A 12043-nucleotide genomic window follows, 5' to 3' on the forward strand; every position below is an offset into this window, starting at 1 on the left:
AAAGGGTGATTTGGTGGCTTTCGCCCATTTTCACGGCAGGATATCCAGCGTCCGCGCCTTGTGGATCGCTTCGGTACGGTTGGCAGCTTCCAGCTTTTCAAACAGTCGTGCGACGTGCGTTTTGACGGTGTTGGGGGAGATGCCGAGCCGCCGTGCGATCACCTTGTTGGCGGCACCCGAGGCAAGCAGATCAAGCACCTCGCATTCGCGTTCGCTGATGCCGAGCGAGCGTATCGCCGCGTCGTTGCGTTCGAAAGCAGGTCCGCGCGGCTGCGGGGTCAACCGGTTGCCGACCCACATGCCCAGCGCGATGAACAGGATTGCGACAATGCCAATATACAGCTCGGTGGACCAGGCACGCACCATATGCTTGTAATCGAGCCATTCGAGCAACAATGCCCCGGCTGCCAACGCCAATCCGTACAGGATCATTACCCTCCACATGCGAGCTAGATAACCTTCGACGTTGTATTCAGGCAAGCTACATGCAAATAGCTGCTGTATGACTCATGCAATACAGTAGTTTGAGGGAGGAAATAGCATGACATTCAATCCGGCAGCGGAAACCGCGCGTTATATCGACAGTCTGGGGCCGGAGGCGCTGCAAAAAGCCGCGAATTATACTTCAGGTGGGCACTGGATGCTGCTTTGGGGTCTTGCGGTTTCCGCGGTCGTAACATTGATCATGGTGCGCTCGCGCATTCTCGACCGCGTGGCAGTTCGGTTTGAAAAGCGCGGCCGGGCATTCCGGACATGGCTGATCGCGATGGTCTATTTTCTAAGCTCGGCTTTGCTCACTCTACCTTGGACGCTGTACGAAGACTATTTTCGTGAGAAAAGCTATGGCAGAACAAGCCAGCCTTTGGCGGATTTCCTGGTACAAGATGCGATGGGTACGATGCTGTTCAGCATCTTTGGTGGGTTGTTTTTTCTTGGCGTTTACGCGCTCATCCGGCGTACCGGAAAGAAATGGTGGTTGTGGTCCGGTGGGCTTGGAGCTGCAGCTATTACAGTGACCATCCTGCTGTCTCCCTTGCTGATCGAACCGCTTTTCAACAATTATAAGCCTGTTCCCGAAGGTCCCGTCAGGACCGCTCTGGTAGAGATGGGTGCCGAGGCAGGCATAGCCGAAGACAGGATAGTGATGTTTGATGGTTCGCGCCAATCGAACAACTTCACGGCCAATGTATCGGGCGTGTTTGGTACCGGCCGCATAGCAATTTCCGACGTCGCGCTGAAGCAGGCTTCGTTAGATGAAGTCAAAGCGGTGACAGGTCATGAGATCGGCCATTATGTTCTCGGCCATGTCTGGCGTTTCGTATTCCTGTTTTCCGGTATGGCGATTGTTGGCTTCTTTCTCACCAACCTGATGTATGATCGTGTCGCCTCAATGTTCGGCAGCAAAGCGCAAATTGGTGACCCTGAAGGATTACCGATCATTATGTTCACCATGTCGCTGCTATTTCTTTTCGCGCAGCCGTTGAATGGTGTGATTAGAATGGGAGAGAGCGAAGCCGATGATTATTCGCTGCGCACTGTAAATTTGCCCGACGCACTTGCAGGTGCCCTAATCAAAACCGCTGAATATCGCTATCCACGCCCTTCAGCGATTGAGGAAGCCATATTCTATTCGCATCCGTCGATCGAACGCCGCATTCGCAACGCGATGGAGTGGAAAGCGAAAGGGTTGGAAAAGGCAGTACGGTAGTTTTCATTCCCCTCCCGCAAGCGGGAGGGGAGAAATTATGCCGTCGACTTCTTCTCCAGCCTGAATTTGTGCAGCAACGGCTCGGTATAGCCGCGCTCGACGCAGAGCGGTTTATTGACGCGAATCTATAAATCTGGCTTTCAGGGTTGACTTCGCTGCTCCTGCTGTATTGATAGTATAACACAGTAGGAGGTTGGAAATGGCATTCAATCCGGCAGCGGAAACCGCACGCTATATCGACAGTCTGGGGCCGGAGGCGCTGCAAAAGGCGGCGGATTATACCAGCGCGAGCCACTGGATGCTGCTTTGGGGGCTGTTGGCATCCGCAGTGGTGACATGGATCATCGTCCGGCTTGGCATTCTCGACAAACTGTCGGCCAAGCTGGAAAAACGTGGCTGGGCACTGCGTACCTGGCTGGTGGGCGTCACCTATTTCCTTGTCTCCGCCATCATCAGCCTGCCGTGGAGTATTTATCAAAATTGGGGTTTCGAGAAGTCCTACGGTCGCACCAGCCAACCGCTCGCCGATTTCCTGATGCAGGACGCGATTGGAACGGTGATTACCAGCCTGCTCGGCGCGCTATTCTTCCTTGGCATCTATGCGCTGATCCGGAAGGCCGGCAAGCGTTGGTGGCTATGGTCTGGCGGGCTCGCGGCTTTTGCCGGTGCGGCAACGATGATCCTTTCGCCAGTGCTGATCGAACCCTTGTTCAATGAATATAAGCCGCTTCAGGAGGGGCCTGTTAAGGCCGCGCTCGTCGATATGGCGGCAGAGGCAGGGATCGGCTCTGATCGCATCTTTGTCTATGATGGCTCGCGCCAATCGAACAATTTTACCGCCAATGTCTCGGGCCTGTTTGGGTCAAAGCGGATTGCGATTTCGGATGTCGCGTTAAAGGGCGCGTCGCTCGACGAGGTGAAGGCGGTGACAGGCCATGAAATCGGCCATTATGTCAGCGGCCATATCTGGCGGATGGTGGGCGTGCTGGTGCTGCTGGCAATGGTGCTGTTCTTCCTCGCCGACCGGCTGTTCCCGCGTTTCGCCCGACTGTTTGGCAGCAACGCACAAATTGGCGATCCGGTCGGCTTACCTATCCTGATTTTTCTGGTCGGTTTTCTGGGCCTGTTCGCCCAGCCTGCGATGAACGGCGTTGTCCGTGCTAGCGAGCGTGAGGCGGACAATTATTCGCTCAAGCACGTCAAACTGCCCGACGCACTCGCAAGCGCTTTGCTCAAAACCGCCGAATATCGCTACCCCCGCCCCAGCGCGCTGCAGGAGGCGCTGTTCTACACCCATCCGAGCGTCGAATGGCGCGTGCGCAATGCGATGGAATGGAAAGCGAAGCGGTTGGAGAAGGCGGGGCGCTAAGCCGCCGCCTTCTTCTCCAGTCTGAATTTGTGCAGCAACGGCTCGGTATAGCCGCTGGGCTGGGCAACACCTTCATAGACCAAGGCCCGGGCGGCGTTGAGCGCAATGCTGTTACCTTCCAGCTTTTCGTAAAGCGCATCGCCGGCATTCTGCGCGTCAACTTTGGCCGCCATTTTGGCGAAGGCGGCGTCGACCTGTTCGGGGGTGCACACGCCGTGCAGCAGCCAATTGGCGATATGCTGCGACGAAATGCGCAGCGTGGCGCGGTCTTCCATCAGGCCGATATCGTGGATGTCAGGAACCTTGGAACAGCCAATGCCCTGGTCGATCCAGCGCACGACATAACCGAGAATACCCTGCGCGTTATTCTCCAATTCCTGTTGCACTTCCTCCGCAGACCAATTGTGGCCGCGCGCGGCTGCAGGAATGGTCAGCAAGGCATCAAGCGCTGGAGTTTCCTTGCTCGCCAGTTCCTTCTGCACTTCGAACACATCGACCATGTGATAATGCATCGCGTGCAAAGTGGCGGCGGTGGGTGAGGGGACCCATGCGGTGTTCGCGCCGGATTTGGGATGGCCGATTTTTTGCGCCATCATATCCTTCATCATGTCGGGTGCGGCCCACATGCCCTTGCCGATCTGCGCCTTGCCCGAAAGCCCGCAGGTGAGGCCGATCTGCACATTGCGCGCCTCATAGGCCTGGATCCAGGAAGAAGCCTTCATGTCTGCCTTGCGGATCATCGGGCCTGCCTGCATCGCGCTGTGCATCTCGTCACCCGTGCGATCGAGGAAGCCGGTGTTGATGAAGACGATGCGGTCGCGCACGGCATAGATGCATGCGGCGAGGTTGGCGCTGGTGCGGCGCTCCTCGTCCATCACGCCGACCTTGATTGTGTGCCGGTCGAGACCCAGCATATCTTCGACAGCATCGAACAGGTCGTTGGTGAAGGCGCATTCCTCCGGCCCATGCTGCTTGGGCTTGACGATATAAATGCTACCGGCGCGGCTGTTGCGGTATTTGCCCAAGCCCAACAGATCGTGCATTGCGCAGAGCGAGGTAAAGACGGCGTCGAGTATGCCCTCGGGTGCCTCGCTGCCATCGGGCAGGCGGACAGCCGGGTTGGTCATGAGATGGCCGACATTGCGCACGAACATCACCGAGCGACCGTGGAGTAGTTCCTCGTCCCACTCGCGATCATCGTCGAGCGCGCGGGTCATGGTGGTGCCGCCCTTTTCGAAGCTCGCGGTCAGGTCGCCGCGCATCAGGCCCAGCCAGTTGGTGTAACCCTTGACCTTGTCTTCGGCGTCGACCGCCGCGACCGAATCCTCAAGGTCGATGATCGTGGTCAGCGCGGCTTCAAGGATGACGTCGGCGATACCCGCCTTGTCAGTTTTGCCAACCGGATGGTTGCGGTCGATGACGATTTCGATGCCGAGCCCGTTGTTGCGCAGCAGGATATCGTCACCGCGGCGGATGATGGGTATCGCCTGATCGGCAAGCTGCAGGTCGCCGCCATCCCAATCGACCCAGCTTCCACTTGCGAGCGGCACCGCAGAATCGAGGAAATTGCGGGCATAGGCGATCACGGCATCGCCACGCGCAGTGTCATAGCCACCGGGTCGCGCTGCGGGCGCATCAAGCACATCGGTGCCGTAAAGCGCATCGTAAAGGCTGCCCCAGCGCGCATTGGCGGCGTTGAGGACGAACCGGTCGTTGAGCGCGGGCACCACCAGCTGCGGGCCCGCCATCGTCGCAATCTCGGCGTCGACATTCAGCGTACCGATTTTGAAGCCCACCGGTTCGGAGACCAGATAACCGATCTCGGTCAGGAACGCCTTATAGGCCGCCATGTCGGTAATCGGCCCCGGATTGGCTTTGTGCCACGCATCGAGCTTGGTCTGCAAATTATCGCGCTTGGCGATCAAGGCGCGGTTGACGGGAACTAAGCGCCCAAGAATGTCGGCCAGACCCCGCCACAGCGCATCAGCCTCGACGCCGGTTCCCGGCAAGGCTTTGGCTTCGACAAATTCGGCAAGAGCGGATGCAATCTGCAATCCGGCGCGGTTTACATAGACTGTCATTTTTGGCTCCAGAGTGAACAATGGTGCCCGGGGAGAGTTATATTGTTCGCCGGGCCCTAGCGAGACTTTGCGGATTTCTAAAGCGGAAAGTTGGATAGGATATGGTAAGCTGTTGCTGCTAAAGGGAGTTTCGATGTTTCTGGAACGCCAATTTATTGAAAAGCCCTGGGGGCGGGATGACCTCCCGCCTGAATTTGGCGCGCTCGGCGGGCAGCGGATCGGCGAAATCTGGTATAATGGCGTCGGGCAAACACCGCTTCCGCTGCTGGTCAAATGGTTATTCACTTCCGAAAAATTGTCGATTCAAGTCCACCCAAGCGACGCTGATGCGCAGCAGAGAGGATTGCCTTCGGGCAAGGAAGAATGCTGGTATATTGTCGAAGCAGAGCCCGGTGCAGTTTTGGGCATCGGTACGAAGCGGGCGCTGTCGGACGAAGAGTTGCGCGCCGCATCGCTGTCTGGAGAAATCGAAGAGCTTCTCGACTGGAAGACTGTGTGCACCGGAGACTATTTCTATATCCCGGCAGGCACCATTCATGCCATCGGCGCAGGCATCACGCTGGTCGAAGTTCAGCAACCCGCGGACATCACCTATCGCCTTTACGACTATGGACGTCCGCGCGAAATGCACCTTGAAGATGGCGTCGCTGTGGCGATTCCCGCGCCTTACGCAGATGCTCGGTCCGGGCATGTTTCGGGGAACCTGAAACTGGCGAAAGGACCGCATTTCTGGCTTCACCACATTGTGGATGATGCGGGAAAAGGCATCGTTCGGGACGGCGGGCCCTATTGGTTGGTGCCGGTTTCAGGCCATGCCACGTTCGATGGAAAGTCGATAGTTCGCGGCGATTGTGTGATGGTAGAAATGCTGGAGCAACTGCATGTGGAGCAGAATTCCTCGCTGTTGATTGCTGGAATTGCGACGAGTTGATCAGTTACCCATGTATTAGTCATTAGTACGGCTTGATTGTAAAAAGCCGTCTGCTAGACACCCCACTTTACAATTTGCGGAAAGATATCAGTAATCCGCAGAAGAGGGTCTACACCGAATGGAAGAGAGAGAATTGATCGCTCTCGGCCTCGTTGCCGTCATGCTGATTATCGGTGCATTTCTCATTGCCCGGAGAATAAGCGCAAAGCGTGCATTTGAGTATCGGCAGTCAGGTCGCGGCAAGTCGATTAACGACTGAAAGCGGTTTCAGACCGGCGGATATTTATCCGCCATATAGGCGAGCGAACGGGCACACAGCTCTTCCAGCACCGCTTCGTCAACATCCGTCAGTCTCTTGATGTAGAGGCACGACTTGCCGGTTTTGTGCTTACCGAGGCGTGCCATGAGTTCCGGTTGGCCGTCGAATCCGTCGATCAGATAGAACACAGTTTGCCCCTTGCGCGGTGAAAAGCCGATGCGGCACATATCGCCCTCGCGCCCGCTTCCATATTTATAGTGATAGCTGCCAAAGCCAATGATCGACGGACCCCACATCTTTGCAGGCTCGCCCGATAGTCGCTCCATCAAAGCGCGGATTTTCTCGGCGTCGGTACGCTGATTGGCGTCGGCGACCGAAGCGATAAAAGCATCGACGCTCACTTCGGTCGCTTTGGTCTTGTTTTCTGTCTTTGCCACGACTTGCTTCCTCTGCTCGACTCACCTAGAGGCTAACCCGTCATCTGGGGAGTAGCCAGCCGTTTCGTTTTAGAAGCGGGATATGCATCAACATATTTGGCCGAGAGGCCATGGTGCATGTGGGATCGCATTTGCGGTTCATGGCGAGACCAATGGCATCGGCGGTCCGTTCCGGCTGGGCGGGGCTGCTGGTGGCATTGCGTCTGTCTCCTGCCCGGCCCCGGAAATATCTCATGGAAGCCTTTTTCACCTCCACCGCCATCGTTGCCTTTGCCGAGATTGGCGACAAGACCATGCTGCTCGCCATTTTGCTGGCGACGCGTTTTCGCGAGCCTCTGCCGATCATCTTCGGCATATTGGCAGCGACCCTTGCCAACCACGCACTCGCAGCGTTTGCGGGGCAGCAGGTTGCGGGTTTGCTCGACGCTCCCTGGTTCCGCTGGGCAGTGGCGCTGGGCTTTGTCGCAATGGCGCTATGGACGCTGGTGCCAGACAAGATTGACGAGGATGCGGGCGAGGTGAGCCACAAGGGCAGCGTCTTCCTGACAACGGCAATCGCATTTTTCTTCGTGGAGATGGGCGACAAGACCCAGGTCGCTACAGTCGCATTGGGGGCGCAATATCAGTCGGTAATCGCGGTCGCGGCGGGGACCACGCTTGGTATGATGATCGCCAATGTGCCGGCAGTTTATCTGGGCGAGGAACTGGTGAAGCGTGTGCCGCTCCATGTCATGCGTTGGATAGCGGCGAGCCTGTTTCTGGCGCTTGGGCTCTGGCAGATTATCGCTTTGATGTGAGGATGGACAGATGAAATCGCGGGATTCCTAGAATTCGTGTCATGCGATACGGTCATAATACTGTATCGGAAACTCGATACCGCACGTAGAAGATTAGGGCGTTGTAAAATGTCCGGGCGATGGTCGCAACCTGAACAACCGTGAATGACCCAAAGGCGCAAAGTCTGGTCATCATTGAGTTTAACCTTCGGCTTCTGTGCCGACTTGGGAGGGAGTGACCTTATGCCGATTGCCCGATCAGTGACGAGCTTCAGCCGGCTTACAATAGTCGCAGCGGGATTGGCTGCGACCAGCCCCGTATTGGCCAGTTCCGATGAAACCGAAAAGAAGACCGTGGTGCAAGTGACGCCCTATGTCTGGGCATCCGGATTCGGGGGCACTTTCAGGCCATCGCCAGCTATTCCATCCATCGAAGTGAAGAAAAGTTTTGGTGAATTGCTTGAGGATGTCGACGCTGCGCTTTTTGTCAGCGGTCTCGTCAAGCATGACAAACTGGTGATTGTTGGCGATTTTACCCATACTTCTTCATCTAAGGAAGGGCTGGTGCCGACGGGGAACCCTGCGATACCGATTGTGCCGGCCGAAGGGCGCCTGAAACAAACCTCTGCAACGCTGCTGGCAGGTGCACGAGTCGTCGAACAGGATAATGCATCGCTCGATTTGCTGGCTGGTGGGCGGGCCTGGTGGATCAAGGCCGGGGTTGACGTGCCTCCGCTTTCTGCCTCCGCTGAAGCGAAGAGAAGTTTCGTCGATCCGATTGTTGCGGCGCGCCTGAATATCAAAGCATCGCCTAGCGTGTCCGTGTTGCTGTATGGCGATATTGGCGGTTTTACCGTTGCCTCCGATATTACCGCACAGGCAGTGGTCACGGCGAATTTTCGTGTTGCGAACAACATCTGGCTGTCGGGTGGCTACCGATATCTGACGGTTGATTACAAGCGTCAGAATTTCCGCGTTGACGCCGCGTTGGCAGGCCCGATTGTCGGCGCAACAATCGCATTCTAAGTTTTGGCCGCTTTTCGGCAAACAGTCATCGATTTTCCAAGGTCAGGCAGGAGGCAGGCAGTGAAAACGTTCAACATCCGCATCAAAAGGTCCGGCATATTGGCGGCGGCCTTCGGCGCATTGTCTGCGACCCTGGCGCTGCCGGTTTTGGCGCAGACACAGCCGGGCACGGCAGAAGCAACAAAAGAGGATGGTATCCTTTTTAGGAACGTGCGTGTGGTCGATGTTGTCAACGGCCGCCTGGGGGATCCGACCAATGTCCTTGTCGCCGGAAACAAGATTACGAAAATCGGCAAGGATGCGGCTGCTACAGCCTCTACCAAGGTAATCGACGCCAAGGGTCAGACGATGATTCCGGGCCTGATCGACGTCCATGTGCACATGATGTTCAACAGCCTGTCGCCGCAGCAGATGATGTCTTCCGACATGTCGGTCGAACGGGTCGGGGAATTGTCAGCGGCTCAATCGCGCGCGATGCTGCTCCGGGGCTTTACTTCGGTTCGCGATGTGGGCGGGCCCAGCTTCATGCTGAAGCGCATGATTGATAGCGGCAAGGTTCAGGGGCCAAGGATTTGGCCTTCGGGGCCGATGATTTCGCAAACATCGGGCCATGCCGATTTGCGAGGACCGAACGAACCTTCACGTCGCTTTACCGGCAAGGTGCCGATGGCCGAGCAGGCCTGGGCCAGTGTGATAGCCGACGGGCGCGACGAGGTGCTGACTGCGGTGCGCGAAAATCTGCGCATGGGTGCCAGCCAGATCAAGCTTTCGGCAGGCGGTGGAACATCGTCCGAATATGATCCGCTCGATGTGACGCAATACACGCTCGATGAAATGAAGGCCGGGGTGGAGGCAGCAGAAGACTGGAACACCTATGTAACGGTCCATGCCTATCACCCGAAATCGGTCCGTCGGGCCATTGAGGCAGGCGTCAAAGTGATTGAACATGGCAATCTGCTTGATGAGCCGACGCTGAAACTCATGGCCGAAAAAGGCGTGTGGCTTTCCGGGCAGATGCTGGTGGATTCAACCGAGGCGATGGACCCTGCGCGGCGCGAAAAGCGCAAACCCGTGATTGAAGGGCAGCGGCAGGTTTGGCCGATGGCAAAAAGGCTTGGCGTCAAGCTGGCATGGGGCACCGATTTCCTGTTCGAGCCCGATCTCAATGCCCAGCAGAATGCCTATATCCTGCGGCTGAAGCCCTATTTCACACCCGCCGAGTTGCTCCGTTTGGTCACCTCCAACAATGCCGAACTGCTCGCGCTGTCAGGGCCGCGAACACCCTATCCGGGCAAATTGGGTGTCATCGAAGCGGGGGCACTGGCCGACCTAATTCTTGTCAACGGCAATCCGCTGAACGACATCGACCTTCTCGGCGATCCGCAGCGTAACTTTACGATCATCATGAAGGACGGAAAAATCTTCAAGGAAAGGTAGTTGCCGGGCGGGCGGACGTTATGCCTACGCAGAAAATGCGGGATTGCCGCGTTGCGGTTTGTGGCTTTAGCCTCTGATGCGCGAAAAATGGTTCGTTCTGATGCGCGGCATGCCGTTGTCGTCATAGGTGACCGCTTCTTCAACCATGATATTGCCATCATCCGAAACGGTATAGACGCGGGTAGATGCCGGATGCCTGTCTTTGGCCATCGCCATGACCATGATGTTGGGAGTTGGTGTTGCAACGGCGACGGTGTCGGCTTCGATCTGGTCGCCCTCAATTGGCACTGCTGAACCATTGCGTTGATAGGCAGACGTCATATCGCGCTTGCTGGCGTCGTTTCCGACTATCAATACCCGCGTTGTCCATTTGCCTTCGCCAGCATCTGCAAAGGTGATGGTCACTGCCTTCGGACGGGCTTCAGCCGGCACCGGCATTTGCGATATGTCGAGTGCCCATGAACCCAAAAGGGGCGATGCGTGGGTGCTGGCGACAGGCTCCGCTGAAACGGCTCCGGCTAGGCTGAGGCTGGCAAATACCGACAACGACAGTACAATTTTCATCTCAATATCCGATCCGGCTGTATATCTTTCCTCTGATGCTATTTTGCTCAAAGCTGGTGAACAAGGCGACTAGTACATTTGCATCGGAAACTTTCGAGTTTTGGCTTTGCGGTGCAACGATCCTAACTTTGACCTCTCCCTTTGGTTCGTGCCCTGCAACCCCCTCCCTTGCACCCAACCCCGCCCCCTGCTAGCGGCGCGACCACGATTGTTGCACGCAAAGGTTCTGCCATGAAAGATTCGGTCAAACGCGTTGTTCTTGCCTATTCGGGCGGTCTCGACACCAGCGTCATCCTGAAATGGCTGCAGGTCGAATATGGTTGTGAGGTGGTCACTTTTACTGCCGATTTGGGGCAGGGTGAGGAACTCGAACCCGCGCGCGCCAAGGCGGTGCTGATGGGAATTCCCGATCATCACATCTATATCGATGATCTGCGCGAAGAATTTGTCCGCGATTTCGTCTTCCCCATGATGCGCGCCAATGCGCGTTATGAAGGCGATTACCTGCTCGGCACCTCGATCGCCCGCCCGCTGATTTCGAAGCGGTTGATCGAGATTGCCCGCGAGACTGGCGCCGATGCCATTGCGCATGGTGCGACCGGCAAGGGTAATGACCAAGTGCGGTTCGAACTGTCGGCCTATGCACTCAACCCGGATATCAAGGTGATCGCCCCGTGGCGTGAGTGGGATCTGACCAGCCGCACGCGCCTGATCGAATGGGCAGAGGCACACCAGATTCCTGTGCCCAAGGACAAGCGCGGGGAGAGCCCGTTCAGCACGGACGCGAACCTGCTGCACACCTCATCCGAGGGCAAATGCCTTGAGGATCCGTGGGAAGAAACCCCGGACTATGTCTATTCGCGCACCGTCAACCCCGAAGACGCGCCCGATGCCCCTGAATATATCACCATCGATTTCGAAAAGGGCGATGGTGTTGCATTGAACGGGGAAGCGATGTCGCCTGCGACCTTGCTTGCCGCGCTCAACGATCTTGGTCGCAAGCATGGCATTGGTCGCCTCGATCTGGTCGAGAACCGCTTTGTCGGCATGAAATCGCGCGGCATGTATGAAACGCCGGGCGGTGAAATCTATGCCCGCGCGCATCGTGGGATTGAAAGCATCACGCTCGACCGGGGTGCAGCGCACCTCAAGGATGAGCTGATGCCCAAATATGCCGAACTCATCTACAACGGCTTCTGGTTCTCGCCCGAACGCGAGATGCTGCAGGCGGCGATTGACCATTCACAGGCCAACGTCTCAGGCACGGTGCGGGTGAAGCTGTACAAGGGCAGTGCCTCGGTCGTCGGGCGCAAGTCGCCGAACAGCCTGTACAGCGAGAAGGTCGTCACCTTTGAGGATGATGCCGGTGCCTATGACCAGAAGGATGCTGCGGGCTTCATCAAGTTGAACGCGCTCCGCCTGCGCTTGCTGGCGCGGCAAGGTAAGCATTGATAG

The 12043-nt window shown here is 56.9% G+C and carries 12 protein-coding genes and 1 riboswitch; of the genes, 8 read left to right on the forward strand and 4 right to left on the reverse strand.

What is annotated here, in order from left to right; genetic code table 11:
• Positions 1-30: 30 nt before the first annotated feature.
• The gene (locus tag DXH95_RS00245) at positions 31-444 is read right to left on the reverse strand and encodes a response regulator transcription factor (protein ID WP_115547488.1); all 414 of its coding nucleotides are present in this window, start codon (positions 442-444) and stop codon (positions 31-33) included.
• A 97-nt stretch (positions 445-541) separates the two neighbouring features.
• Here DXH95_RS00245 and DXH95_RS00250 point away from each other — a divergent pair, with 97 nt between their 5' ends.
• Positions 542-1708 (forward strand): M48 family metalloprotease, encoded by a 1167-nt coding sequence (locus DXH95_RS00250; protein ID WP_115547489.1) that lies wholly within the window; start codon positions 542-544, stop codon positions 1706-1708.
• A gap of 199 nt (positions 1709-1907) precedes the next feature.
• On the forward strand, positions 1908-3077 hold the full coding sequence (locus DXH95_RS00255) for a M48 family metallopeptidase (protein WP_115547490.1): 1170 nt from the start codon (positions 1908-1910) through the stop codon (positions 3075-3077).
• On the opposite strand, the gene DXH95_RS00260 is transcribed toward DXH95_RS00255, so the two are convergent.
• Entirely contained in the window at positions 3074-5158 is a 2085-nt protein-coding gene (locus DXH95_RS00260; protein WP_115547491.1) for a malate synthase G, read from the reverse strand. The two genes, DXH95_RS00255 and DXH95_RS00260, sit on opposite strands and share 4 nt — an antisense overlap.
• A 133-nt stretch (positions 5159-5291) precedes the next feature.
• Here DXH95_RS00260 and DXH95_RS00265 point away from each other — a divergent pair, with 133 nt between their 5' ends.
• Together DXH95_RS00265 and DXH95_RS16030 are read left to right on the forward strand one after the other, a co-directional pair.
• The gene (locus tag DXH95_RS00265) at positions 5292-6089 is read left to right on the forward strand and encodes a class I mannose-6-phosphate isomerase (protein WP_115547492.1); all 798 of its coding nucleotides are present in this window, start codon (positions 5292-5294) and stop codon (positions 6087-6089) included.
• 118 nt (positions 6090-6207) lie between these two features.
• Positions 6208-6348: a hypothetical protein gene (locus DXH95_RS16030; RefSeq protein ID WP_181883517.1), complete on the forward strand. Its 141-nt coding sequence runs from the start codon at positions 6208-6210 to the stop codon at positions 6346-6348.
• Between the two features lie 8 nt (positions 6349-6356).
• Here the strand turns inward: DXH95_RS16030 and DXH95_RS00270 are convergent, their stop codons facing one another.
• Entirely contained in the window at positions 6357-6785 is a 429-nt protein-coding gene (locus tag DXH95_RS00270) for a DUF1801 domain-containing protein (RefSeq protein WP_115547493.1), read from the reverse strand.
• Positions 6786-6818: 33 nt separating this feature from the next.
• Positions 6819-7007, forward strand: a riboswitch (yybP-ykoY riboswitch).
• An 11-nt stretch (positions 7008-7018) separates the two neighbouring features.
• Between DXH95_RS00270 and DXH95_RS00275 the strand changes: the two genes are divergently transcribed.
• The 3 genes from DXH95_RS00275 (at position 7019) to DXH95_RS00285 (ending at position 10024) form a co-directional block, all read left to right on the forward strand.
• On the forward strand, positions 7019-7582 hold the full coding sequence (locus DXH95_RS00275; RefSeq protein ID WP_115549301.1) for a TMEM165/GDT1 family protein: 564 nt from the start codon (positions 7019-7021) through the stop codon (positions 7580-7582).
• A gap of 222 nt (positions 7583-7804) precedes the next feature.
• On the forward strand, positions 7805-8587 hold the full coding sequence (locus DXH95_RS00280) for a hypothetical protein (RefSeq protein WP_115547494.1): 783 nt from the start codon (positions 7805-7807) through the stop codon (positions 8585-8587).
• 60 nt (positions 8588-8647) lie between these two features.
• Positions 8648-10024 (forward strand): metal-dependent hydrolase family protein, encoded by a 1377-nt coding sequence (locus DXH95_RS00285; protein ID WP_239016491.1) that lies wholly within the window; start codon positions 8648-8650, stop codon positions 10022-10024.
• Between the two features lie 66 nt (positions 10025-10090).
• Here the strand turns inward: DXH95_RS00285 and DXH95_RS00290 are convergent, their stop codons facing one another.
• On the reverse strand, positions 10091-10588 hold the full coding sequence (locus DXH95_RS00290) for a hypothetical protein (protein ID WP_115547495.1): 498 nt from the start codon (positions 10586-10588) through the stop codon (positions 10091-10093).
• Between the two features lie 231 nt (positions 10589-10819).
• On the opposite strand from DXH95_RS00290, the gene DXH95_RS00295 reads away from it, so the two are divergent.
• Positions 10820-12040, forward strand: a complete 1221-nt coding sequence (locus tag DXH95_RS00295) for an argininosuccinate synthase (RefSeq protein WP_115547496.1) — start codon at positions 10820-10822, stop codon at positions 12038-12040.
• Positions 12041-12043: the final 3 nt, after the last annotated feature.

The organism is Sphingorhabdus pulchriflava, from assembly GCF_003367235.1.
Classification (GTDB): Bacteria; Pseudomonadota; Alphaproteobacteria; order Sphingomonadales; family Sphingomonadaceae; genus Sphingorhabdus_B; species Sphingorhabdus_B pulchriflava.